This is a genomic window from Paenibacillus glycanilyticus (genome assembly GCF_030161375.1).
GTDB lineage: Bacteria > Bacillota > Bacilli > Paenibacillales > Paenibacillaceae > Pristimantibacillus > Pristimantibacillus glycanilyticus_B.
Genome location: NZ_BSSQ01000006.1, coordinates 104,075 through 130,841 on the forward strand (window position 1 = coordinate 104,075; position 26,767 = coordinate 130,841).

At 48.2% G+C, this 26,767-nt stretch carries 20 protein-coding genes; 19 read left to right on the forward strand and 1 reads right to left on the reverse strand.

What is annotated here, in order from left to right; genetic code table 11:
* Positions 1 to 6 precede the first annotated feature (6 nt).
* From QQK89_RS07925 to QQK89_RS07935, 3 genes are all read left to right on the forward strand, one after another.
* Positions 7 to 1,908 (forward strand): hypothetical protein, encoded by a 1,902-nt coding sequence (locus QQK89_RS07925; protein ID WP_284237984.1) that lies wholly within the window; start codon positions 7 to 9, stop codon positions 1,906 to 1,908.
* Positions 1,909 to 2,011: 103 nt separating this feature from the next.
* Positions 2,012 to 4,390, forward strand: a complete 2,379-nt coding sequence (locus tag QQK89_RS07930; protein WP_284237985.1) for a glycoside hydrolase family 31 protein — start codon at positions 2,012 to 2,014, stop codon at positions 4,388 to 4,390.
* 20 nt (positions 4,391 to 4,410) lie between these two features.
* Complete coding sequence (locus QQK89_RS07935) at positions 4,411 to 6,165, forward strand: glycoside hydrolase family 35 protein (RefSeq protein WP_284237986.1); 1,755 nt, start codon at positions 4,411 to 4,413, stop codon at positions 6,163 to 6,165.
* A gap of 534 nt (positions 6,166 to 6,699) precedes the next feature.
* On the opposite strand, the gene QQK89_RS07940 is transcribed toward QQK89_RS07935, so the two are convergent.
* A complete protein-coding gene (locus QQK89_RS07940; protein ID WP_284237987.1) occupies positions 6,700 to 6,960 on the reverse strand; it encodes a hypothetical protein in 261 nt (86 codons plus the stop codon).
* Positions 6,961 to 7,235: 275 nt separating this feature from the next.
* On the opposite strand from QQK89_RS07940, the gene QQK89_RS07945 reads away from it, so the two are divergent.
* The 16 genes from QQK89_RS07945 (at position 7,236) to QQK89_RS08020 (ending at position 26,718) form a co-directional block, all read left to right on the forward strand.
* Entirely contained in the window at positions 7,236 to 8,471 is a 1,236-nt protein-coding gene (locus tag QQK89_RS07945; protein WP_284237988.1) for an ABC transporter substrate-binding protein, read from the forward strand.
* 22 nt (positions 8,472 to 8,493) lie between these two features.
* A complete protein-coding gene (locus QQK89_RS07950) occupies positions 8,494 to 10,320 on the forward strand; it encodes an ABC transporter permease (protein WP_284237989.1) in 1,827 nt (608 codons plus the stop codon).
* A 2-nt stretch (positions 10,321 to 10,322) separates the two neighbouring features.
* A complete protein-coding gene (locus tag QQK89_RS07955) occupies positions 10,323 to 11,498 on the forward strand; it encodes an ABC transporter ATP-binding protein (RefSeq protein ID WP_284237990.1) in 1,176 nt (391 codons plus the stop codon).
* Complete coding sequence (locus QQK89_RS07960; RefSeq protein ID WP_284237991.1) at positions 11,470 to 12,231, forward strand: PHP domain-containing protein; 762 nt, start codon at positions 11,470 to 11,472, stop codon at positions 12,229 to 12,231. Before QQK89_RS07955 ends, QQK89_RS07960 begins: the two co-directional genes overlap by 29 nt.
* 25 nt (positions 12,232 to 12,256) lie before the next feature.
* Entirely contained in the window at positions 12,257 to 13,093 is an 837-nt protein-coding gene (locus QQK89_RS07965) for a MurR/RpiR family transcriptional regulator (RefSeq protein ID WP_284237992.1), read from the forward strand.
* Positions 13,094 to 13,318: 225 nt separating this feature from the next.
* Entirely contained in the window at positions 13,319 to 15,925 is a 2,607-nt protein-coding gene (locus tag QQK89_RS07970; protein WP_284237993.1) for a lipase/acyltransferase domain-containing protein, read from the forward strand.
* Between the two features lie 25 nt (positions 15,926 to 15,950).
* Entirely contained in the window at positions 15,951 to 16,541 is a 591-nt protein-coding gene (locus QQK89_RS07975) for a hypothetical protein (protein ID WP_284237994.1), read from the forward strand.
* Positions 16,542 to 16,622: 81 nt separating this feature from the next.
* Entirely contained in the window at positions 16,623 to 19,784 is a 3,162-nt protein-coding gene (locus QQK89_RS07980) for a DUF3427 domain-containing protein (protein ID WP_284237995.1), read from the forward strand.
* 12 nt (positions 19,785 to 19,796) lie between these two features.
* Positions 19,797 to 20,195, forward strand: coding sequence for an 8-oxo-dGTP diphosphatase MutT (gene mutT / locus QQK89_RS07985; protein WP_284237996.1), 399 nt, complete (start codon positions 19,797 to 19,799; stop codon positions 20,193 to 20,195).
* Positions 20,185 to 21,051: a phosphorothioated DNA-binding restriction endonuclease gene (locus tag QQK89_RS07990; RefSeq protein ID WP_284237997.1), complete on the forward strand. Its 867-nt coding sequence runs from the start codon at positions 20,185 to 20,187 to the stop codon at positions 21,049 to 21,051. Before mutT ends, QQK89_RS07990 begins: the two co-directional genes overlap by 11 nt.
* Positions 21,052 to 21,198: 147 nt before the next feature.
* The gene (locus QQK89_RS07995) at positions 21,199 to 21,486 is read left to right on the forward strand and encodes a hypothetical protein (protein WP_284237998.1); all 288 of its coding nucleotides are present in this window, start codon (positions 21,199 to 21,201) and stop codon (positions 21,484 to 21,486) included.
* A gap of 16 nt (positions 21,487 to 21,502) precedes the next feature.
* Positions 21,503 to 21,646, forward strand: coding sequence for a hypothetical protein (locus tag QQK89_RS08000; RefSeq protein ID WP_284237999.1), 144 nt, complete (start codon positions 21,503 to 21,505; stop codon positions 21,644 to 21,646).
* 323 nt (positions 21,647 to 21,969) lie between these two features.
* A complete protein-coding gene (locus QQK89_RS08005; protein ID WP_284238000.1) occupies positions 21,970 to 24,687 on the forward strand; it encodes an alpha-L-rhamnosidase in 2,718 nt (905 codons plus the stop codon).
* Positions 24,688 to 24,827: 140 nt separating this feature from the next.
* A complete protein-coding gene (locus QQK89_RS08010; RefSeq protein ID WP_284238219.1) occupies positions 24,828 to 25,394 on the forward strand; it encodes an RNA 2'-phosphotransferase in 567 nt (188 codons plus the stop codon).
* 6 nt (positions 25,395 to 25,400) lie between these two features.
* Positions 25,401 to 26,186 (forward strand): TatD family hydrolase, encoded by a 786-nt coding sequence (locus QQK89_RS08015; RefSeq protein ID WP_284238001.1) that lies wholly within the window; start codon positions 25,401 to 25,403, stop codon positions 26,184 to 26,186.
* Between the two features lie 331 nt (positions 26,187 to 26,517).
* Positions 26,518 to 26,718: a cold-shock protein gene (locus tag QQK89_RS08020; protein ID WP_012772304.1), complete on the forward strand. Its 201-nt coding sequence runs from the start codon at positions 26,518 to 26,520 to the stop codon at positions 26,716 to 26,718.
* Positions 26,719 to 26,767: the final 49 nt, after the last annotated feature.

The following is a 26,767-nucleotide window of genomic DNA, read 5'->3' on the forward strand; positions in this document are numbered from 1 at the left end:
CACACAGTGACGGTAGACACATTGGTAAACGGAATTATCAAACGAATGAACGCAATAAGCGAGAAATTGGACGGCCAATCTTACAAGCTTACCGCGCAAGATACAGGAACAATCGAACTGGAAATGGCGCAAGGGCCATCGTTCGTATTAGACGACAGCAACGGCAATAAGGACTGGTACGTGCTGCCGATGGACGCGGAACATCAAACGGTTGCGGGCAAAGGTTATGCATGGGTGCTTCCCGCGGATCCCGATTCCGCGAACGGCTCTTGGCTCATTAAATCGGACGGCGAGATTGCGATTACCCGTACGGAGGAATCCGTCGTAGTCCGTGTCCATGCAGAATCATGCGAGCTGGTTGCTTACGAGAGCCGGCCGCAAGCCGATACGTTCGGCAACCGGTTCCGCTTGGAGTTCGGCCATGGAGAGCAGCTGGGGCATACCCTCGCTTCTCTCTACTGGGGAACGATGCTTCCATCGGTCATCGAGCGTACCCGCGCTTCGCAATATCCGGATTCGGAAGGTTATGTACTAAGTACGCTTCATTCGAAATATAGCGGCACTTATCCGGACGTTGATCATGAGTTCCAAATTAAAGGACGCATGAGCTGGGGCAATAACCTGGACTATGACGTTGTCCGCCGGATGATGGAACTGCAGTTCAGAATGATGAGAGAAGATCCGGAAGGTCTGTGGCGCAATCCTTGCGCGATTCAGCCGGACGGCGACCGGGAATACCATGTTCGCCGCAGCAGCATGGACGGCCGCGAGAACGCGATTATGTTCCTTATTACCGGCAACGTAGAAATTCTGGAATCGGCATGGCTCTACACGGCTGCGACGAAAGATCTGGACTGGCTGCGACAACATATTGCGGAGCTGGAAGGCGCTGCTTCGTGCATCGAAGACCAGATGGACCGCTTCGGCCGCCTGTGGTCCGATGTGTATTACGAGGATCAAGTCATTAAAGACGGTCGCGAGACGTTCGCGACGGCACTGGCGGCACATTCCTTCAACTTGCTCGCTGAACTGGAGAAGCAGCTCGGCCGCGAAGAGCGGGAGAAGCATTACAAAGAAGTGGCAGCTCTGCTTGGAAGCAGTCTGGCGAAACCTCTTCCAATGGGCTATTGGGATGAGACAAACTCCCGGTTCGTCGATTGGGTAGATCGCAACGGCGATTCGCATGACCATATTCATCTGCTTGCCAACATCCTGCCTGTCCTGTTCGGCTATACGTCCAAGGAGCAAGAAGAGAGCGTAATGGCACTCGTTAACGAGCATCTTAGCCAATTCCAACGCTTCCCGACCTTCCTTGCCGCCCATATCGATCAATATACGGATTCCGAGATTGGCGATGGCGGTCCATACGACTTGTGCGCGGCTGGCCGTTACTGGTGCTGGGATGCGGCGTTCTGGACATGGAAGAAAAACGGCAACATGCTGCTGGAGCAGCTGAAGCGCGTGTCCGAGCAAGCAGCCAAAGAAGGCTACATTATGGGCGAACGTTACGACATGAACTATGTCTATTATATTGACGATAAAGATTGGCATGGCGCGGCTCATTATTATGAATATCCTTGCGTTTATTCGTGGGTACTTATTCATGAATACCTGGGCATTCGCCAGACGTTCGCAGCGGACCTGCAAATCGCTCCGCGATTGGTTGAGACCGGTAAAGTCGTGCTGGAGCAAAGCGAATACCAGCTGAGCTACGAATACGAAGAGAAAGCTTTCCGTCTGACGAACCTGGGAACGGAAGAACGCACGTTTGAGGTTGATCTGAGCGCGGTTCATCCGAACGGCTCGGAATGGAAGTTTACTAGCGAAGGCGTAGAACGCGTAGTTACGTCCGGCGCGGTTGTAACTTTGGCTGGCGGCGCGACAGGCACTTGGGTACCCGTAGCTTAGTTTGAGAAGAAATTGATCTGCCATGAGAAAGGGCTGTCCGTTTAGTCAATCCATGACTGAATGGACAGCTCTTTCTATTTCAATAGAAGAGAAGGAGAACATCATGATTACGAAGCAACGTCTAACAACGGCTCCGATTGCGCGGAGCGAGTCAATCCTCCTTGGAGAGAAGTATCGTTTTACCGTATTAACAAGCCGTCTGATCCGCATGGAATATAACGAGCAGGGCAAATTCGAAGATTTGCCTTCGCAAACGGTCATTAACCGGGATTTTGCAACGCCGGCATTTGAAGTGTACGAGACAGAGGAGTATTTGGAGATCCAAACCAGCGAACTGCTGCTTAAATACGACAAAAAAGCCTTCTCGGGCAATGGCCTTTCCGTTCATGTGAACGACATTTCGGGCCGCTATATGAAAACTTGGCATTACGGCGAAGTACCGAAAGATTTGAAGGGGACCGCCCGGACGCTTGACGATATTAACGGCGCACTTCCGCTCGAGCCGGGCATTTTATCAAAGGAAGGGTACGCGCTTCTGGACGACAGCAAATCGCTCGAGAGTACCGAAGACGGCTGGATTTCTCCGAGACTGACGCAGACCATCGATTTATATTTCTTCGGTTACGGAAGAGACTACTGGCAGGCGTTGAAAGATTTCTACCATCTCACGGGCGCGATGCCGCTCTTGCCGCGGTTTGCGCTTGGCAACTGGTGGAGCCGTTATCATCCATATAGCGAGCAGGACTACAAAACGTTAATGACCGAATTCAAGAACAAGGAAATTCCTTTTGCGGTATCGGTTATCGATATGGACTGGCATATAACGAAGATTGATCCGAAGTACGGAAGCGGCTGGACCGGCTATACCTGGAACAAAGAATTGTTCCCCGATCCGCAAGGCTTCATGGGCTGGCTGCATGACCAGAACCTGAAGGTTACGCTCAATTTGCATCCGGCGGACGGCGTTCGTCCAAGCGAAGCGATGTATCCGGAAATGAAGGCGGCGCTTGGCATCGAAGGCGAACGGAATCCGATGATTCCATTTGATTTCACTGATCCGACCTTTGCGGATGCTTATTTCAAAGTGCTTCATCACCCGTACGAAGAGATGGGCGTAGATTTCTGGTGGATCGATTGGCAGCAAGGAGCTCATTCGAAGGTCGAAGGGCTAGATCCGCTCTGGATGCTGAACCACTATCATTATCTCGACAATGCGAAGCATGGCAAGCGGCCGTTAACGTTCTCCCGTTATGCCGGAGCGGGCAGCCATCGCTACCCGATTGGCTTCTCGGGCGATACGCATGCGACCTGGGAGTCGCTGCAATTCCAGCCTTATTTCACGGCTAACGCGAGCAATATCGGATACGGCTGGTGGAGTCATGACATCGGCGGGCATATGTACGGCTACAAAGACGATGAAATGGTGACCCGCTGGATTCAATTCGGCGTATTCTCGCCGATTAACCGTCTGCATAGCTCGGATAACGTATTTTCCGGCAAAGAGCCATGGAATTACGCACCGCCGTTTGAACAAGCGATGGAGAAATTCCTGCGTCTCAGACATCGCCTGATTCCGTATCTCTATTCCATGAACAAGCGTGCTCACGAACAAGGCAAGCCAATCGTCGCGCCGATGTATTATAACAATCCTTGGAATGAAGATGCCTATCAGGTTCAGAATCAATATTATTTCGGAACGGAGCTTATCGTAGCGCCAATTACCGAACCGGTTGAACGCCGTTCGCAAGTTGCCGAGGTTAGCGCTTGGCTGCCGGAAGGCGATTGGGTCGATTTCTTCACGGGCCAAATCTACTCCGGCAATACGCGCGTTACGTTCTACCGGGGCATTAACGAAATTCCGGTGCTTGCGAGAATGGGCAGCATCGTGCCTCTTGCGGATTTAACGACCTTTACTAATGCCATTAACAATCCTTCGCAGTTGGAACTGCGGGTGTTCGCCGGCGCTTCCGGACAATTCACGATGTGGGAAGATCACAATAACGAACAATACGGTCAAGAAAGCTGGTTAGGAACGGAGTATGAGCTGGCTTGGCAAGAGCGTCCGACCTTCACGATCCATCCGGCTCAAGGGGAGCTGGCGGTTGCGCCCGAATATCGCGATTACCGGATTGTGCTCGTTAACGTGCCGCAGCAGCAAGTAACGGTAACGGTAAATAACGAGTTGGTAGAGGCGGAATACCAATGGAGCAAGCAAGAATTGACCATTCTATTGAAGAACGTTCGAAATACCGATATGATTCAAGTGACGCTAGAGCATAATCGGGTAGAAGAGCGGGACAAGTTGAAGCGGGTGTATGATTTCCTTCATCGGGCTCAAATCGAATTTAACCTGAAGCTGGAATTATACAACATGATCTGCGGGGAACCGAACTTCTCCAAAGTCGTTAGAAATTTGGAGAGCCGCAAGCTGGATGCTCATATTGTTGGTACAATAGTAGAGATTCTTGGATCCACGATCTAACAGGAGGGCATTTGGGAGTTATGGCGAGTAAATTTGAAATCAAAGAGCAGTTTTATTTGAACGATAAGCCTTTCAAAATCATCTCGGGAGCAATTCATTATTTCCGCGTCGTGCCGCAGTATTGGCGTGACCGTCTCGAGAAGCTGAAGCTCATGGGATGCAACACGGTTGAAACGTACGTGCCTTGGAATATGCACGAGCCGCAAGAGGGAAGTTACGCTTTCGAGGATGGTCTTAACCTGAGAGAGTTCATCGCAACGGCGCAAGAAGTAGGGTTGTTCGTTATTTTGCGTCCGGCGCCTTACATTTGCGCGGAATGGGAGTTTGGAGGTTTGCCTTATTGGCTGCTGAAGGATCCTATGATGAAGCTGCGGTTCAGCTATCCGCCTTACATGGAGAAAGTGAGCCGTTACTTCGAACATCTGCTTCCGCAAGTCTTGGACATGCAAATTACGCATGGCGGACCGATTATCTTGATGCAAGTGGAGAATGAATACGGCGGTTACGCGAACGACAAGACTTACATGAAACAATTAGCGGACTTAATGATTGAAAAAGGCGTGAACGTGCCTTTGGTCACATCGGACGGTCCGTGGCATGATATGCTGGAGAACGGTTCGATCCCGGATCAAGCTCTTCCTACTATTAACTGCGGCTCTAAGATCAAAGAGCATTTCAAGCGGTTAAGGGAGTTCCACGGCACGGAAAAACCGCTTATGGTTATGGAGTTCTGGATCGGTTGGTTTGACGCTTGGGGAGACGAGAAGCATCACACAACCGACGGGGACAGTGCCGCACAAGAGCTTGCGGATATTCTCGAAGAAGGTTCGGTTAATATCTACATGTTCCATGGCGGCACGAACTTTGGCTTCACAAGTGGCGCGAACTACTACGAGAAGCTGGCTCCGGACGTAACAAGCTATGATTACGATGCCTTGCTGACCGAGTGGGGCGACATTACGCCGAAGTATGAATTGTTTAAAAAGGTAATTAGCCAGCATGCGGAGATCCCGGATTTTCCGTTGTCGACGGTTATTAAGAAAGCCGCTTATGGCGAGTTGAAGGTAACGAATCGGGTATCTTTATTCGCAACGTTAGATACTTTGAGCGCGGGCGTGCATTCCGCTTATCCGCTGACGATGGAAGAATTGAACCAGAGCACGGGTTATATTTATTATCGCAGCAACATTGGTCCAGCTCGCCGCATTGAGGATTACCGCTTGATCACGTGTATGGACCGTGCGCATACCTTCATTAATAACGAGCTCAAGCTGACGCAATACGATCATGAGATCGGCGTTAAGCAGGAGCTGGAACTGACCGCCCCTAGTAATGAACTGGGCATTCTCGTTGAGAACATGGGACGCGTCAATTATTCCGTGAAGATGAACCATCAGCATAAGGGCATCAAAGACGGCGTTATCGTGAACGGAGCTTTCCATAGCGAGTGGGATATGTTCAGCTTGCCGATGGACAACCTGGACCAAGTGGATTTCTCCAAAGGGTACAGTGAAGGCCAGCCAAGCTTCTCCCGTTTTGAGTTTGACGTGGAAGAAGCGGGCGATACTTTCGTTGATGTAACGGGCTGGGGCAAAGGGTTCGTAGTCGTGAACGGCTTTAACATCGGCCGCTTCTGGGAGATTGGCCCGCAAGCGCGCCTGTACGTGCCTGCACCAATCCTGAGAGTGGGCAAGAACGAGATTATCGTATTTGAATCGGACGGTAAAGTTGCGGATTCGATTATCCTTACGGATGAGCCGAAGCTGAGCTTGTAAGAACGGGAAGCCCCTGGGGAGCGTGATGCTCTCCGGGGGCTTTTTTGCGTTAGCGCGCCGGCTGCCGCCAACTAGCTAATGAGGACCGGGCTAGCTGAGCTAACCGAGCTAGTCGAGCTAACCGAGCTAACCGAGCAAGCTGAGCTAACCGAGCTAACCGAGCTAACCGAGCTAGCTATCAAACAAACTAACTACCGAGATTGAGCTACGTTGCACGAAGTGCAGCATAATGGGCCGAAATAGGGGGGAGGAGCGAATATGCTGCACTGAATGCAGTATATATCGGGAATTTGGTTCATTTTGGCCGATATACGCGGAATATACTGGAATCCATGCAGGATAAACCGGGTTACTGGGCTCTCGAGCGCTCATATGCTGCATTTGGTGCAACGCAGGCAATAAGGGCGGGTGCTTTATAGGGCTTAAGAGAAATGCTTCTTTCCGATCAAGTGTGGGGAAGGGTGGCAGTCCAAGTGTGGAGTTTGTGCTGGATGAAATCCAAACATGAGTGAGAGGAGTGCATATGCACCCTTTCTAGATTTCATTGTCTTTGTTGGTTTCCTGAATCCGTTTCTGTTGTCGATAACGCGCAATGGCAACGGGTAAATTCAAGGCTCCCATAAGGAAGCAGCTAATTAATGGCACTACTTGAGGAAAAGTGAAGTAATGCGATTTGCCGTCGCCAACGGGTCCGATTTTCGGTTGATGCATATCCCACAACATATATAGCGAGAAGATGATCGGCAACAAAAGGCATACGATACTTGAAATAATATGGATGATAGATCTAGTCACAGGCGCTTATCTCCTTCTGCTTATCGGTTTAGTTCATATAAATATTCGGTCCACAATAGGGAGTTCCTTTATTTGTAAGATGCTTTCCCCCTTCAAATCCCCCCCCTCAAAAATGAACGAAAACTTTCATCATACGAAAAATAATAGTTTTTTACTAAACCTCCATATCCCCATAACATGCGGCTTACATTCGGGCTCTATGATTTGACATGTAGAGAAAAACATATGAGGATGAGGCCGTGGAGAGCCCATCTATCTAGGAGGAAGCTATCCTTATGTTGAACCGTTTCCCGAAGAAAAAGCCAGCCTTAGTCTTACTTACAGCCGTATCCGCTATGACAATCATGTCCGCATGCGGAGCAGACAACAGCTCGAATACACTCTCGAACGCCGTTCCGACAGATCCGCCGGCCAGCACGGATACTAACGCTAACGCATCAACGGCGCCTGCCGCGGACGCATCCTCTGCTCCGGCAGCCGAGTCGGTCGACGACTTGTACGCGAAAGCGAAGGAAGATGGCAAGCTGATCGTTTATTCTACCTCCGGACGCGCGAACGACGCGGCGGAAACTTTTATGAAGCAATACCCGGGCATTAAGGTTGAGGTCAGCAAGGTGAAGTCCGACGAGATGATGGACAAGGTAAGCAAAGAGCAGGACGCGGGACAGTTCAACCCGGACGTTATTATTACGAAGGAAGTTAGCGGGGCGGTTGAGGAAGAGATGGTCATGACGGGCCGCTACCTCAAATACTTGCCGGAGGATATCGCGCCGATGGTCGACGAGCCTTACCGCACGCAAGCGGAAGCTTATGCGAACTACGTGGAGTTCCGAACTCTTTTCTACAATAAATCTACATACGCGGAAGCGCCCGTAACGAACTGGTGGGATCTGACGACTCCGGAGTTCAAAGGCAAAGTGTACACGGCCGATCCGCTTAGCTCCCCGGCGTTTATGGACCTGTTCACGACGATGGTCATTAACAGCGACGACATGGCGGCGGCTTACAAAGAGAAGTTCGGCAAGGACATCGTCCTGAACGGTACGGACAATGCGGGCTACGAGTTCATCCAAGAGTTGTTCGACAACGGCCTTATCGTGTTAAAAGGAAGCGACGACGTCCTCGACGCCATCGGCAAAGCAAAGAGCGACGCTCTTGGCCTGGCGGTATCCGGCGACGTATCGAAGAACGAAGAGAAGGGCTGGACGATTGCCCCGATCTATGACATTAAGCCGAAAACATCGGTTCCGGATTCCGGGTACTTTTTCATCGCAAACAAAGCTCCTCACGAAGCAGCCGCGAAGCTGTTCATCCGCTGGATGATGGGCGAGAAGGAAGGCACGGGCGAAGGCTTGGCTCCGTTCAACGAAGTGGGCTCATGGGTACCGCGTTCGGACGTGAAGACGAAGAACGATATCTCGTTCGAATCGCTCAACCTGTGGCTGTTCGATGGGGATGCGTTGTACAAAACCGCACCGAAAGTACGCGACTTCTGGATTAAGCAAAAATAACTGACGCAAGGTGGAGAGAGAATTGGCGAACAAACGGGCGCTAACCGTGAGAAGCACGCGGTTCTATAACGGGCTCACTAACTGGCTGAGAAGCCCCGTTCATTTGATCGGGCTGGCGGCGTTACTCTTCCTGGCGTACACGATCGCTTGGCCGGTCATGAAAATCCTGTATACGACCTTCTTATGGAGGCAGCAGGATGTCCGTCTGACGGGAGAGGCGAACCCGGGGCATTTTACGCTGTATCACTGGACCCGCGTGCTGGCGAGCGATATGAGCATGAATTTGTTTTATAAGCCGATTCTCAATTCGCTTGGCGTTGGCTTCGCCGTCTCGGCATTGTCGATGCTGATCGGGTGCGGTCTGGCGTGGCTGGTCGTGCGGACGAATGTTCCGTGGAAAAAAACGATCGCTTTCCTGGCCGTCATCCCGTACCTGCTGCCATCATGGATTATTTCGCAGGCGTGGCTCACCTTCTTCAAAAACGGCAAAATCGGCGGAACGCCCGGCATTATGGAAGCTCTCCTGCATGTGTCTCCGCCGGACTGGCTGTCCTACGGCTTTGTGCCAATCGTGGTGTCCCTGTCCATTCACGACAGCGTGTTTTTCTTCCTCATCGTTGGGGCGGCGCTAAGCTCGATGAACAGCCAACTCGAAGAGGCGGCAAGCGTGACGGGAGCGGCTCGGTGGACGATTTTGCGGCGGATTGTGTTTCCGCTGGTGTTGCCGTCGATTTTATCCGGTTTTATCCTGATCTTCACCAAGGCCATCAGCTCCTACGGGGTTCCGGCTCTGCTCGGTACGCCCGTCAACTTCTATATGATCTCGACGATGCTCTATTCCAGCATGCGCTCGCGGCTGACGACCGAAGCCAATGTGCTTAGCCTGACGCTGATGATCATCTCGATGCTGACGATCTATCTGAACCAGCGGGTAGTGGGGCGGAGGAAAAGCTTCGTCACGGTTACGGGCAAAGACAGCGCCAGAACGCTGACTTCTCTTGGACGGTGGAGATATCCGGCGGCGGGGACGGCGGCGGTTGTGATGATTCTGATCTCCGTGGTGCCGCTGCTCGTGCTGCTGTTCCAGTCTTTTATGCTGAAGGAAGGCGTCTATTCGCTCAGCAATTTCACCACGCATTACTGGTGGGGCGGCTCCGATCCGGACATTAACACCGGTGAGAAGGGCGTCCTGCACAACGATATTTTTATGCTCGCGCTCAAAAATTCCCTGTATATCGCGGGGGTCGCTTCCGTCATTGCGGCGGTGATCGGGCTTGTGCTCGGTTATGTAGTAGCGAGGGGCAGACAGTCGTGGATCGGGCGAATGGTGGATCAGGTGTCTTTCCTGCCGTATCTCATTCCGGGCATCTCGCTTGCTGCGATTTACATCTCGATGTTTGCGAAACCAACCTTAATTATTCCGGCTTTGTACGGGACAATTACGTTACTTATCTTAATTACCGTCGTGAAAGAACTGCCGTTCACCGTCAAAGCGGGCAGCGCTTCGATGATGCAGATCGGGAAGGAGCTGGAGGAAGCGGCGCAGATTAGCGGGGCTTCGTGGTTTACGAGGTTCCGAAGGATACTGCTGCCACTGAATCAGAAAAGCTTAATGTCGGCGTTCCTCCTCGTATTTATCGGGGCGATGAAGGAGATGGAGCTGATTATTCTGCTCATCACTCCGCGTACGGAGACGCTGACGACCATTACCTTCTATTATGCCGAGAAGGGTTATGAGCAGCTGACGAATGTCATCCTGATGATCATTATTGCGATCGTCATTACGGTATATTTCCTCGCGGTGAAATTCGGCAAAGCCGACCTGACGCAAGGGATTGGAGGGCAATAACCATGAATGCAATCGAGCTGCAGGGCATCCATGTCGCTTTGGATGGAAAGCAGGTTCTTCACAATATTGAGTTAACGATCAAGCAAGGGGACTTCATGACGTTCCTCGGGCCATCCGGTTGCGGCAAAACCACGCTGCTCCGCACCATCGCCGGCCTGCAAAAAGCCGACGCCGGAACGATCACGATCAGTGGACGCGAAGTCGCAAACGGCGAGACGCAATTCCATATGGAGCCGTCGAAGCGCAGGCTAAGCCTGGTCTTCCAGAGTTATGCGTTGTGGCCGCATATGACCGTCTACGAAAATGTCGCCTTTGGTCTTCAAGTACGGAAGCTGGCGAAGGCGGTTGTACGCGAAAAGGTCGAGGCTGCGCTAGGCAAAATGCGCATCGCCGAGCTTGCCGGCCGCTACCCAAGCGAGCTGTCCGGAGGCCAGCAGCAACGCGTCGCCATCGCCCGCGCTATTGTCACCGAGCCGGATATTCTCCTGCTCGACGAGCCGCTGTCGAACCTCGATGCCAAGCTGCGCGTCGAGATGCGCGCCGAGCTGAAGCGGCTCCATCAGGAGCTGAACACGACCGTCATCTACGTCACGCATGACCAGCATGAGGCGATGACATTGTCGACGAAGGTTGCGGTCTTTTTCGGCGGACAGATCGTCCAGCTAGATAAACCGCGCGAGCTGTATAAGCGTCCAAACACGCTTCAAGTCGCCGAGTTTATCGGAAGCGCGGGGATGCAAATGAACCGGCTGGAGGGAGTTGTCCGTACAGACGAGGAAGGACTCAGTTGGCTGGAGACGCCGGTGGTGTTGATTCCTCTTGGAGGTGATGGATCCACTATGCAAGACGGGCAGGAAGTGGTGCTTACCGTTAGGCCGGAGGATATCCGGCTGTACGAGGAGCGCCGTCCGGGCAGCATCGCGATGTCGGTGTCGGCGGTATTCCCATCCGGTGCAGAGACGCTTGTCCAGTTGGACACCGCAGGCATGTCATTGATGGCCCGCGTCATCGGCGAGTCCGAGTATGAACCGGGCACCACCCTATATGCCGTGCTTCGCCAGGAGCAGATGAACGCTTACGATAAGAAGACAGGTATCCGAATGGAATTACAATATGTAACACACAACAATGAACCGGGGGAATCCACTCATGAAGATCGACTTTCATATTCACGTTAAACTTTCGAAGAAAACCAACTTTGAGATCGAACATTTTAATAGCATGATTAATGAAGCAAAAGCACATGGACTCGATGCCATAACGCTGACCGAGCATTTCAACACGCACCGCTTCGAGGACGTATACGGCACGCTCGATAAGATGTATCCTTGCAACAATCACTACTACAATGTCGACGGCTTCAAGCTGTTCACGGGCATGGAAGTCGACGTAGCTGAAGGCGGCCATATCCTCGTTAGCGGTCCGAAGGCTAAGCTGCTTGAAGTACGCGCAGTGCTGGAAGATCACCTGACAGCGGATCGTTTTATCGGACTGGAGCGTCTGTTCGAACTGTGTCACCCGCGCGGCCTGATGGTCATCGGCGGACACCCATACCGCGAATCCAACCATCTCTACCATATCGACAAGGAACTGCTCAAGCGGTTCGATGCGTTCGACCTGAACGGCAAAGACTTGCATGAGATCGGCATCCAGGAAAATATCGCGAAAGTACTAACGCTTGGCGCCGAGCTTGGCGTACCGGTTATCGCGGGAAGCGACGCGCACCAGATGTTCCAAGTGGGCTGCGTATATAACCAGTTCGATGGAGACTTCGAGACCGTAGCCGAGTTGAAGGAAGCGATTCGTTCAGGGGCTTACAAGCGTGTCATCACGCCAAGCCTTGACTTGCAGGTACGTGCGGCGAATTACGTGAAGAAGCTGCTCAAGAAGAAAGTCGAAGTTGTAGTCTAACAGGGTGCAGACGGAGGAGAATCGTATGGTTTTCGGAGTTGAGACGGAGAAGCTGACACGCGGTCACCAGCGGATCGCGGATTATATAAGCAAGAACATGGACGATGTCCCGTTCATGGTAGAAGAAGATATCGCAGCGGCATGCGGCGTGAGCGTCTCCACCGTCTCTCGCTTCTGGGCCGAGGTCGGCTCGAAGAACCTGAAGGAATTCAAGCAGCGCGTCAAAGACGAGGCGCTGCTTTCTCCTGCCCGGAAGCTGCAATCTGCCTTTGACAAGGTTGGCGGAGAGAGCGGCGCCGCCGCTAATGTGCTGAGCGTAGCAGACTACCTGCAGCAGTCCGCCGATCGTATCGATCAGGCGGATTTTGATGCGGCAGCTGCGATGCTCGCCGGAGCGGGCACCGTCCACATCTACGGCCCCGGCTCCGCCGAATGCTTAACGGCGTTAATGAACTTTAGGTTATCACGCTTCGGAGCGGATGTCCGCCGCCTGGACCGCGGTGGCCACGAGCTATTCGAGAGCATGGTGCCGATCCGTCCGGAGGACGTCATCGTCATCTTCGGCTTCGTCTCCGAATCCCCGGAGATGTCCGTTTTATTGGATTTCGCCCTCGAACGCGGCTGCCGCACCCTGCTCATCACCGACCTCGCCGTCAGCCCCATGCTCGCCAAAGCAGACATCTCCCTCTTCACCGCCCGCGGCCAGCTCTGGGAGTTCCACTCGATGGTGGCGCCGATCGCCGTCATAGAGGCGCTAATCGTCGCGGTAGGGAAAGAGCGGGAGCAAGCTGCGCTTGCTGGGAGTGAGGAGCTGCATCGGTTGCGGAGGAAGTATGCGAAGTTGTTGCCGAAGCGGGTATGAAGTGGAAATGAGTCTACTCTAGCATCCGTAATTGACTTCCGGTAGTCTGTTACTTAGGATAATAGGCCTATGCTATAGGCTTATATATCGTACAAGAACACACTAAGGAATATTAATCTAATAGAGATATTGTGTGTAAATTCTTGTTGAAAATGGAGGTCATTTAATGAGAATATAGAATAAATATGCAAATTACGATTGTTGGAGGAAGAAAGGAAGAGACTTGTGGCAAAAGAAATACTTTTACTTCCCGGGCTTATGGGTAGTCGGTTGAAAAAGAAAGAGGAGAAACTTACAGTTTGGCCTAATGCTTCAATAGTAAATAGTTACAAAGATCTAGTATATCCTGAAAATAATTTAGATGCACACGATAGTTTGTGGCTGTATTACAGAAGAATTGAAAATTATCTTGAGAGAAACGGACTAAAAGTTACTACATTCCCATATGATTGGAGAGCTAGTAATCCAAGTCATCTTGAAATTCTAAAAGGTGAACTGGAAAATCTAGGGGATGACGTATATATTGTCGCACACAGTATGGGAGGAATATTAGCAAGATTATTTATAAATCAGTATTCAGAAGATGAGGTTATAAAAAAAATCAAAAAAATTATTACCTTAGGCACTCCTTGGAATGGAGCGCCGTTTGCTTATAAGGCTATTAAATATGGTGTTAATATACCTGAATTAATTCCAATATTATTAACAACAGTAACTTCAAAAGCAGTAGCGCCATCTTTTCCAAGTCTTTATCAACTTTTACCGAATGAACAATATCATCAAAGAACAATTCAATTTAATAAACCTCACTTTTATGAATCGAATGGTGTTCCTGTTACAGATTGGAATGATATTGAAAGTGATTTATTTGTACCATTAATTAATGCTGGTTTAGGCGGAGAGCCTTATGGTCAAATTGTATTAGAGTTTCAAGAACTCCTCCATCGGCAAATGAATGTTGAACACCATGAAATCATTGGATATGGAAAAAAGACAATATATACAATAAAGGATTTCTCTGTTAATGAACCAGGGTTAGAGTTTGACAATGGTGATGGAACAGTTCCCATAATAAGTGCAGTTTCTGAAACACCTAATAAATATTTTGTTAACACAACTCATAATAAATTGCCTAAGAATTACGGCATTATGAATTTAGTTTTAAATATTGTTAATGATTTAGCTGATCCAGTGCCTGACGATGTTTCAATTAAACGCAGTTTCGATGAAGTTCGTGATGTTGCTTTTAGTGGATTTATAGTGAAAATCGGTTGTCCTGTTACTGTCTCTATTACAAATCAAAATGGAGATATTGTGTATGGAAATATTGAGGTAGTAGACGATGAGGACTTTGAGGACTTGTTTGATGACATATATGAAGTTTCTACTATTGGTAACACAACATACATTTTTATCCCAAGTGCAGCTAGTACCACCGAACAAGCCAACACCCCAAAAGTTATAGTAGAGGCTTTTGATGAAGGTCCAACTTCTATAGCAATTCAAAGTTACCTTAATGGTACAACAAGTAATATAGGTACATTTGAAACAATCAATATTAACCCTAAAATAAGTTTAGAATTAAACTTAGCTAAATCTTTAGAGGAAGTTAGTTTGATAGTCAAAGAAACAGATAAAGATGATGTTCCAATGCGACCAGATGTTGTATCAGTTGAAAAAGTAGAGGAATTAGTGCTTCCAGAAGTCGAATTTTCTGTAAGTGCAGAGAAAATTATTCCTACACAATTAGAAGGTAGCTTAATAGTTTCGGGTAAAGTAACCTTTATAGTTAATGATATATTTAAAGGGACGTATCCTATTAGTGGTCTATATTATAGTGTGAATAATTCAGATCATAGACTAATTAAAGCTGAGGTAGAGCAATTACTTGAATTAAGCCCTGGAAGAAATGAACTAGAGGTTCTTGCAGTTGATTCCATGGGGAGTACTGGTGAAAAAAAACGATTAATTATTTATAATATTGAACGAGTAGAACCAGAGATAAGCTTAGAATTTTTCCACCATCAGTATAATGTAATTGTCAAAGATAATAATGAAATATTGTATGAAACTTTAGGAATAGCTAGACCGCGGTTCAACGTAAATATTGATGATGAAGAAAACGTTTTTGTCAGATATGATGTTATTAATCGATTACATGAGCTTGAAATCATGTATCGTGATCGAGAAAGAGTTATGAGCTTGTCTTATCAAGATGTATTTGGAGAGACTCATAAATATAATCCAACTATTAATGAGAATGCTATAAGGGCAGTTCTTGAAGGTGGAGGGGATGATAAAAATCTTAATGAGTTTCTAAATGAACTTGGAATAACTGCACCATATGACTATATAATACTTCATAAACACGAAGGAAAAGGTGCATTTAGAAAAATTACAAAAGAAACTATACAGAAATCAAAGCACATTTTTGTGGAAAAAGGAAATATTAGCGTTGATGTTTATAAGAGTAGCGATTATTTAGTTTCATTCCATGATTTTACTCAAGACATTCAAGTTCAAAAGGAAGAATCATATTTGTTTAAGTTCAAAGTAATTAATCTTCTTTCAAAGCGGGAAGTTACTGATTTGCAATTAACAGCACTCGTAAAAACGACGTTTAATGATGATGATTTTATTTCGAAAGAAGAAATAAAAATCTCATTTGATGAAAAATCAAATTTGTATTTTGGACAATTTAATGTTGTTGAACTTAGAGAGTTTTTAAGTGAGTATTGGACCCCTCAATTACTTCATTCAGTTGATTTAGTAATACAAGTTAAGGGTAATTATACAAAAGAACTTACCACAGAAGAAATTACAATTAGGTAATTCATTGTTAAGGGGAGGTGTAAATATGATTATGTATGTAACTTCAGTGACAAGTTCAATTATAATATTAATGACTATTTATATATTATTAAAAGTGCAAGATGGCTTTTTTAATGAACTTATTATTTGGGGTTACAAATTCATATTTGCCCCTCTTCTATTTTCTATTTTGAATTATTACTGGGTAATTCACTTTGAAATCAATAAGAAGTATTTTATGTTAAGTGCAATTGCCTTTATTCCAGTTGCCGTTATATATGCAGTGCAAATTATTAGGGAATCTAAAGAAAGTAAGTCTATTTCAATACTAAAGAAAACAGCAATTCCAATAATTAAGCAATATTTATTTGAGGTAGAATTAAATGTTGATGAGGCAGATATAACGTTTAATAACTCAAATACGGGAAATAGCAAAAGGGAAAGAGTAATAGTGAATATGCCTGAAAAGACGGAGGCATATGAATTGTTAAAGCTTAAATTGCAATCAGAATTAAGGCAAAGGACTAGTTGTCCTGATTTAGTTCTTATCTTCAATTACAAGTATGTTTATAAAAAAAAAAATAGTTCTTTTAAGGGAAGTAACATAACACATGAACTAGTACCAACCGAGTATTAAGTAAATGGTGTTAGATGTTATATGGGAATCGAATACACTTATAAGAAAATAGCATCGACTTGAGTTCAGAGGTGCTCCCCCATGAAACAAGGTCTCTACGAACAACTCATCAACAACGTAACCTTACAGCAGCTAGCTTCACTGGACACCTCTGCTTTTGACATTGGCAAAGAGGCCCTCGATCCAGAAGAAGCACGCAAGCTGCTGTCTAACTATATTGCTACCGTTACACGCCGGGCCTTGAAGGCTGTTCGAGAAAACTCCGACACCGACGAAGAAGCCGTGCTCGCACAGGTTCGTGCGTGTAACGACATTATCTCGACCCTCAAAAACACATTAGACCAGCAAGATTATGAAGAGTTGCAGCTCGCTGAACAAGGGGAAGTGTTGACCTATGTTTATGCGAAGCTCAACTCTATTCGTGCTGTTAAGGAAGAGAAGGTGCTTCGCCCGACGACTCCACTCTCCCAAAGTTCACTCTTCACGGGTTCACACGCTGAGCCAAACATGCTCAGTGAACTGAAGCACGAGATCCTAACTTCGGACCGCATAGAGTTCCTAGTGTCCTTCATCAAATGGAGCGGTCTCCGTTGTATGATCGAGCAACTCGAACAGTTTACGGCAAGAGGTGGGCAACTGCGGGTTATCACGACTACATATATGGAAGCGACGGACTTTAAAGCCATTATGGAGCTCAGCAAGCTGCCGAATACGGAGATCAAAATCTCCTACGACTCCACTCGGACGAGACTTCATGCAAAGGCCTATGTTTTCAAACGGGACACTGGGTTTACGACGGCATACGTAGGTTCCTCAAATCTCTCCAACCCGGCTCTTACGAGCGGCCTCGAGTGGAATTTAAAAGTAACGGAGAAGGATTCCTACGATGTCCTCAAGAAGATCGAAGCAACCTTCGAGAGCTATTGGAATGACCGGGAGTTTTCCGAATTCTCAGGGGACAATCCTGCCCATGAGGAGCAACTCAAACAAGCTCTAGGCAAAAACTACTCAAAAGACCAAGCCCAAGACGCTCTGTTCTTCAAGTTCAGTATCCAGCCTTATGATTACCAGAAGGAGATTCTTGAGAAGCTGGAGGCGGAACGTACTTTATACGGTAGGCATAAGAATTTACTCATAGCAGCAACAGGTGTCGGGAAAACGGTCATTTCGGCTTTTGACTATCGCCGATTTGCTCAGCGTAACCCGCAACGTGCACGTCTCCTATTCGTGGCTCATCGCGAAGAGATTCTGAAGCAGAGCTTGGACACGTTCCGTTTTATCCTGAAGGATTTGAACTTTGGTGAGCTCCATGTTGGCGGCAACCAGGCGAAGTCGCTTGAGCATCTTTTTATAAGCATTCAGAGTCTCAATTCCATGAAGCTTACTGAAATCACTACAACTAATTACTACGACTTCATCATCGTGGACGAATTCCACCATGCTGCGGCGCCTTCCTATCAGAAGCTGCTTGCTCATTACGAGCCTCGGATCTTGCTAGGCTTAACGGCTACGCCGGAGCGAATGGACGGCAAGGATGTGCTGCGTTACTTCGACGATACGATTGCGGCTGAGATCCGGCTGACCGATGCGATCGATCGGAAGCTGTTAAGTCCTTTTCAGTATTTTGGCGTGAGTGATCATGTGGATCTCTCGCAGGTGAAGTGGACCAGACGGGGATATGACCAGTCCGAGCTGGAAAATCTGTTTACGAACAACAAAATCCGGGCGACGCAAATTCTCAATAGCTTGAGGAAGTATGTGACCGACTTGGATGAGGTCAAAGGGCTCGGATTCTGCGTTGGCGTTGAGCATGCTCTCTACATGGCTAAGGTTTTCAATGAAGCCGGCATTCCTTCGATTGCCCTGCATGGCAGCTCCAGCGATGAGGATCGGGATCAAGTGAAGGGCAGGCTGGTTCGCGGCGAGATAAAAATGGTCTTTGTTGTTGATCTGTACAACGAAGGCGTAGACATTCCAGAGGTGAATACGGTACTGTTCCTTCGCCCAACGGAGAGTTTGACCGTGTTCCTGCAGCAATTGGGCAGGGGACTTCGCTTAGCCGAGGGCAAAGAATGCCTGACCGTCCTCGATTTTATCGGACAAGCTCACAAGGATTATAACTTCCACGACAAGCTGCGGGCGTTGCTCGGCAAAACCAAGCATTCCGTCCAGCACTATGTGGAACATGGCTTTTCGAGCCTGCCTAGAGGCAGCTTTATTCAGCTAGAGAAGGTCGCTCGCGACTACATTCTGCGGAATCTGAAGCAAGCGACAAATAATCGTCGTAGTCTCATTCATAAGATGAAGTATTTTGAAGGTGATTCGGGGCAAAAGCTTACCCTCGCGAATTTCCTGCGATATCACAGCATGAGCATTTATGAGCTTTACGGAGGCCGAACGGGTAACCGTACTTTCCGAGGGCTGATGGTGGAAGCGGAGCTTCTTGAACCATTCGAGTTCGAAAATGGCGATTATCTAACGAAGCGAATTCCTGCGCTCCTAAGCCTCAATTCCCGGAGGTTGCTGAGCTTCCTCACCGCTTATCTCTCAGGAGAGAAACAAGCAAGTAGCGAAGAAGAGCGGCTTATGCTGAATCTTTTCTATTATACGTTTTACCGGTCTGAGCCTAAGAAGAATGGCTTCGAGAGCATCGAGCATGGCATTCAAGCCATTGTGGCTTGTCCGCAGTTCCGTGAAGAGTTGCTAGAGATTCTGCAATATAACGAGTCGCATATTAGCTTCGTGGATGAGTCGAATGCCTTCCCTTATGCTTGTCCGCTCGATGTGCATTGCAGCTATTCGACGGATCAGGTGCTGGCTGCGTTTGGATATTGGAATGAGGCGAAGTCACCGGCTTTCCGAGAAGGCGTAAAATATTTCGACGATAAAGAAACGGATATTTTCTTCATCACATTAAATAAGTCGGATAAAGATTTTTCGCCGTCAACGCTTTATGAGGATTATGCGATTAACGAGCGGTTGTTCCATTGGCAAACGCAGAGCCGTACGTCGGAAGAGTCGAAGACGGCCCAACGCTACATCCATCACAGACAATTAGGGACTCGTATTTGCTTGTTTGTTCGAGAATACAAGGAGGAGAATAACTACACGTCTCCGTTTGTTTTCCTGGGCGAAGCGGAGTATGTTAGACATGAAGGCAATAAGCCGATGAGCTTCGTGTGGAGGCTCAAGACCGAAATGCCGCCAGCCCTCGTGCCAGCGGCGAATAAAGCGATTGTTTAGGACGTGAATAACATGATCGAGGTTGCGGCAGCTATTATTGAGAATGGACAAGGTCAGATTCTGATCGCGAGAAGGAAGCAAGGAAAGTCTCAAGCGGGCTTGTGGGAGTTTCCCGGCGGGAAGATTGAAGCGGGCGAAACGGCAGAAGCCTGCCTAAAAAGAGAGCTGCTCGAAGAGATGCATATCGAGATCGCTCCATATGCTTACTACGGCGTTAATGATCATCACTATGGTACAAGTCACATTCGGCTGATCGCTTATAAAGCGACGTTCGTTAGTGGTGAGATCGTGCTGGTGGATCATGATGAGTACCGTTGGATCACCGCAGCAGAACTCGGGGAGTTTGCGTTTGCTCCAGCGGATATCCCATTTGTTGAGATGTTGGAAGAAGGGAAGCCACATGGAGGATAATGAGCTTAAGGAAAGAATCGCGAACTTATCCATTTGGAAAAAGAACGGGCAACGCGCTCCGCATAAGCCATTGTTAATCCTGTTAAGTTTGGCTCAATTCCAACAGCAGCATACCGCTTTGCCTTATGAGATGGTGAGGGAGAAGCTGAAAAAGCTACTCATCGAGTTTGGCCCGGCGAGGAAGTCTTATCATCCGGAGGAGCCTTTTGTGAGGCTTTCTACCGACGGGATTTGGGAGCTTAGTCAGCCTGTAGATAAGAAGAACTTCTCGGATAAGATGCTGTTAACGGAGCATATATCCGGTGGCTTTAACAACGAGGTGCTCCGGCTTCTTCGCAATAATAACTCGCTTATTCAGGAGCTCTCGGAGATCTTGCTAACGGAACATTTTCCGGATAGTATTCATCAGGATATTATGGACGAGATTGGTCTCGACTTCTCGATTAAACGGAAAAGGCCACGTGATCCGAAATTCAGAGATCGCATCCTGAAGGCTTACGAATACAGCTGCGCGGTGTGCGGTTTCAATGTACGGCTCGGTAACAATCTGGTCGCTATAGATGCTGCCCATATCCAATGGCACCAGGCCGGTGGGCCGGACAAAGAGGATAATGGGATTGCCTTATGCTCCTTGCATCATAAGCTGTTTGACCGCGGCGTATTTACGATAACCGAGGAGCGGGAGCTGCTTGTTGCTGAACAAGCCCATGGCACGAATGGCTTTAACGAGTGGCTTATGAAATTCCATGGTCACAAGGTTCGCGAGCCGATTAACCCGGACTATATGCCGAAGGATAACTTCGTTCATTGGCATTTCCGAGAGGTGTTTAGAGGCCCGGCGAGGTATAAGGTGTAGGAGATTCGTATTAAAAGCTTAGCCATTGATATTTTTATGGTTGAGCTTTTTTTTATGGGAGTGACTTACAGGAAATATGTCTAAGCTGTAGAACATTAATGGTTAAACCATGCAAAATCCAAAATTTTTAATAAAAAGGGTGAAGATATGTTCAAAAGAAAATGGGCATTTGAAGATCCTAAAAGTGTGGCCGTTATGACCATGGATAAAATAATGAAGCGTGAAAGCCCAGTTCTATACGTAACACATGATGAAGAAGATGGAATGTGGCAGTTTCTAGATGGTGATGACGTGATCCAAGAAGAGGCCCGTCTTATATCTTTAAAACAAATGGTTGATATAGATCCGGGTTTAATTAAGCTCGCCAATCTTCCCTTTGGTTGGGTTGCCTGGAGAGAATCGAAAGATAGTGAGTGGATCAGAGAGCAGAGATAGAGAGGAGATGTTGGGGATGAATCAAAGGCTTATTCAAGAGTTGGAAAATCGCCTTAAGGCCATTACTTCTGAACGTATAGAATACGAGAATAAACTAAAGAGTTTGCGTGAAGAGGAATCTGATCTTACACAGCAGCTAGAAATATTAAAGGGATTTTAAGTAACCGAGTAAAGCGTACAGTAGCCGAACAGTGGTTTTACCAAGGGTCCTGCCTGAATCAGTAATTGATTCGGGCTTTTTCGTGTTGATACTTGGATATATTCGTATGTCAAATTGGTAGCTTATTATACTTTTATCTGTTGACGATAAGAAATATCTCAAGGTGCTTTCTTCATAATGATAGGAAATATAGGATTTTATCTTAGTATACTATTATTCCGTTTCTCTTGTTGGGTTAAGGTGCGTATGCTAAAATCGTTGCATACTTACTGTTGAAAGCGAATACATAGTCACTCATCCATCAATAAAAGGGGACTACGATCATGAATAAAATCAATCGACTTCGCTGCGAATACAACCATAACCCTATCGGGATACAAACAACTCAGCCTCGTTTCAGCTGGGAGCTGGAGTCCACCAAACGCAATTGTAACCAAGCTGCCTATCAAATCATCGTATCCGAATGCGAGGAAAGCGCGCTGGCCGGGTTCGGTGAGTTGTGGGATTCGGGCAGGGTGGAGTCTGCGGAAACCTTCCACATAGAGTATGAAGGCAGTCCTTTAACCAGTGGACAACGCTGCTATTGGACGGTTAGATGTTGGGATCAGGATGGGGAGCTGTACGAAACGGAGGAAGAAGCTTTCTTCGAGATGGGGATTCTCAGCCCTGATGAATGGCTCGCGCAATGGATTGGGGCAGAGGAGGCAATCGCCGCTCCGTTATTCCGAAAGTCTTTCTACATTAATAAGCCTATCAAGCAAGCTTCTTTATCGATATCTGGTCTTGGCTACTTTGAGCTATACATGAATAGCGAACGAGTCGGCGACCATGTCCTTGTTCCAAATTGGACGGATTATGATGATCGCCAGATTGAGGGGCTGCTGTATCCTTTCGACGATCAGACTTCTAAGCGGGTTAACTATCTTCAGTATGCGGTGACCGATCAGCTGCAGCAGGGTGATAATGCGATTGGCGTGATGCTCGGGAACGGCTTCTACAATCAGGCGGAGAGAACGATTGAAGGAAAAATGAAATATGGCTCTCCAAAGCTCATCCTTCAACTGGCCATTACATACGAAGACGATACAATCGAGCACATCTGTAGCGATGACAGCTGGAAATACAGCTCCGGACCCATTACGTTCAATAACGTGTTTTACGGAGAAGTTTATGATGCGAGGCTAGAGCAACTTGGCTGGTCGGGAACCAACTTCGACGATTCGTCCTGGGAACAGACCAGCTTGGTTCGTGCTCCGAAGGGGCAACTGACGGCTCAGACGTCTCCACCGGACAAAAAGATCAGCACACTCGCCCCAATCTCGCGATCCGAACCCCAGCCTCAAACTTACATCTTTGATTTCGGTCAAAATTTCTCCGGCTGGGTTCGCATTCAGATTCGAAGCGATGTTGCCGGTCAGCAGGTAACGCTGAAGTTTGCGGAAAATCTCGACTCCAATGGAACGCTAGATACGCTAAGCTGTGGTGGAGACGGCCAACTTCAGTCCGATACCTACATCATGACAGGCCAAGGAATAGAGCAATACGAACCCCGATTCGTCTGGCATGGTCTCCGTTATGTAGAGGTCGCCGGCTATCCCGGAGTGCCCACCTTATCTGATCTCGAGGGCGTCGTGGTTCATACTTCTGTGGAATTGGCAGGTCATTTCGCTAGCTCAGAGCCTCTACTGAATAAAGTGCAGAGCGCCTATCGGTGGTCGCAACTTACGAATATGCATGGCGGCGTGCCAAGCGATTGCCCGCATCGCGAGCGTCTTGGCTACACCGGTGATGGGCACCTGACCGCGGAGGCGGCGAGTTATAACTTTGATATGGCTGCTTTTTATGCGAAGTGGATTGGCGACATCAGCGACTCGCAGAATAAGCAGACTGGCTTTGTTCCGCACACGGCTCCGTTCAATGGGGGCGGAGGTGGTGTCGCTTGGGGTTCCGCCTATATCATCATGCCGTGGACGATGTACCGCATGTATGGGGATCGGCGCCTGCTAACGGAGCATTATGACGGGATGAAAAGCTGGCTCACCTATCTGAGTACGCGCAATCGCGGAGGAGGTTATCTAGTTGAGTTCGAAGAACCGGATAGCTGGTTCCTTGGGGATTGGTGTATTCCGGGTTCCAATGAGCTTCCTCCTGCGCTGGTGAGTACGTTCTATTATGCCTACACGGTTAGGATGATGTCCGAAATCGCCGGCGTGTTAGGTCATGAGGAGGATCGCAATCATTATGCGGAGCTGTTTGAACCTATTTGCGCCGCATTTAATGATGCGTTTTTCGATCCCGCAACCGCGACTTACTCCATTGGACGGCAAGGAGCAGATTTGTTCCCGCTTGCTCTTGGCTGCGTTCCCGCTGAATATGAAGATCAAGTGTGGGAGCGGGTGCTCAGGCATTACCGTGATGATCTTGGCGGACATTTGGACACGGGTATTTTCGGCACTTTCTTCTTGTTTGATCTGCTAAGCGAGCGGGGAGAGACGGATCTGGCACTCCAGATGGTTACGGCAAAAGATCATCCTAGCTACGGCTACATGATCGAGCAAGGTGCCACAACTCTATGGGAATCCTGGGACGGCCATGACTCCCATAATCATCCGATGTTCGGAAGCGTCAGCGCTTGGTTCTACAAACATGTGGCAGGGATAGCACCGCATCCCGAATCCATTGCCTTTAAACAAACGGTCTTCAAACCGTTCCAAGTGGCGAATTTAAACCATGCTTCGGCATCGGTTCATACTATTCGCGGGCAGTACGCCATCAGTTGGTCGAGAGAAAATAGCAGCAACTGGACATGCGAGATTCAAATCCCGCCTAACTGCTCGGCAGAAGTCTATTTCCCGCAGCAAAGCCGCGGCGCTCTTATCTCATCCATTTTCGAAAAAGGCAACAACCTTACGATATGGCCTTCATCTAATGCCGACCAATCTCCTGATTCCATCCCTTGGAGATCGGATCAGAACGACATCATCGTCACTTTAGGTTCAGGCCGATACGATTTTGAAATAACCGTTACCGCTCCGCATTAACCGAAAGCCTGAGCCATTCAATGGTTCAGGCTTTTTTCGAAGGAACGTTTAATTAAATCCAAATCATCCAGCCCGCGTCCCATATGATGAGGCTATAATGAATGTAGAGGTAGTTTAATGAAGAAAGCGAAGTGAAAGCCATGCTGAATCCAGCCATGGAGCAAAGCATAAGCAAGTTAATGACGAAGATCCTCCGGCATACGCCAGCGCAGTTTGGCGTTAGTCTTAACCCTGAGGATGGTTCGTGTCCGATAGATGTTCTATTAGAAGCGATACAAGCTCAGCCCAAATGGGCTGGAATTACAACCGAAGACATCGAGCAGGTTGTCCGCAACTCGGAAAAGCAACGTTTTGCCATCGAAGGCGGGCGAATCCGGGCAAGATATGGGCATAGTCATGATCGAGTGCAATATACGGCGGGCCATCCGCCGGCTGTTCTCTATCATGGGACGAATAAAAATGCTCTGCCATCCATCTTATTGAAAGGGCTAGAACCGATGAACCGCCAGTATGTGCATTTGTCGGAGGGCACCGGTTTTGCAACGCTTGCGGGAAGCCGTAGGGGAGAGTTGGTCATTCTGAAGATCGATACATCGCGTGTAAAAGAAGCGGGTATCGTCTTCTATTATGCTGGCAACGAGGTATGGCTAGCGGACCGTGTTCCGGCAGATTGCTGCTCGGTTGCCGAACTGGAGAAAGAGGAGTAGATACAGATGACCAATCCTATTATTGATATCGGCGTCAACTTGATGCACCGTTCCTTCCATCAGGATCGCGACGAAGTTGTCGCGAGAGCGGCCGAGAACCATGTAACGCCATTGATCATTACGGGCACAAGCCTTAGAAATAGCGTAGATGCCGCGCAATATGCGAAACAACATTCCGGCAAGTTATATTCTACGGCAGGCGTACATCCGCATGACGCGAAGAACTGTAATGAAGAAACGATTGGCAAGCTGCGGGAATTGGCGGCGTTGCCGCAGGTGGTTGCGGTCGGAGAATGCGGACTGGATTATAACCGGGATTTCTCGCCGAGGGACGTACAGCGGAGATGGTTCGGAGAGCAGATTCGTCTTGCGCTTGAGCTGGATATGCCGCTGTTTCTCCATGAACGGGAGGCATCGGGAGACTTTGTTGGGATGCTGAAGGAACATGGTGTGCAACATGCGGTCGTTCATTGCTTCACGGGTACTGAAGCCGAACTCAAAGCCTATCTTGAACTGGGTTACCATATTGGGATTACGGGCTGGATTTGCGATGAGCGGAGAGGCAGGCATCTCCGTGAGCTGGTGCGGATCATTCCGCTTGATCAACTGATGCTCGAGACGGATGCGCCATTCTTGACGCCCCGGGATTTGAAGGAAAAGCCGGCCGATGGACGGAATGAACCAGCTATCCTTCCGCATATTTTGCGGACGGTTGCGGAGTGTGTGGGGAAACCGGCGGAAGAAGTGGCCAGCGCGACGACGCGGACGGCGAAAAAATTTTTTCGGATCTAACGAAGTTTTCTAATTACTTACAGCTAAGAAGCCGCAAGATGGAGTTAAGATATAGATAAAAGAAGCCTCTAATCCCGCGTTACGCCTGTGTTTTTCGGGAAAACGCCTGCCAGTTAGGCGAATTAAATATTTTTTCCTAATGGATTCCATTGGAATTAGCTATTTCCATCTGAATGTGGTACAATAGGTTTATACAAACACGTGACCTGAATTCACATAACGTAGAGGGTTATTTTGTTCAGAGGAAATAATCCTGTACGATATGTGAATTTTTTATTGTTAGCACAAAATAAGAATGTCATGTAAATCATATACAAGGTGGTAATTAGAAATGGAACAAGGTACAGTAAAATGGTTTAACGCAGAAAAAGGTTTCGGCTTCATCGAAGTTGAAGGCGGCAACGATGTATTCGTACACTTCAGCGCAATCCAAGGCGACGGCTTCAAATCCCTTGACGAAGGTCAACGCGTAGAATTCAACATCGTTCAAGGCAACCGTGGCCCACAAGCTGAGAACGTTGTAAAACTGTAAGACAAGCACAAGAATGCCCCGGATCGTAAAGGTTTGGGGCTTTTTTCAT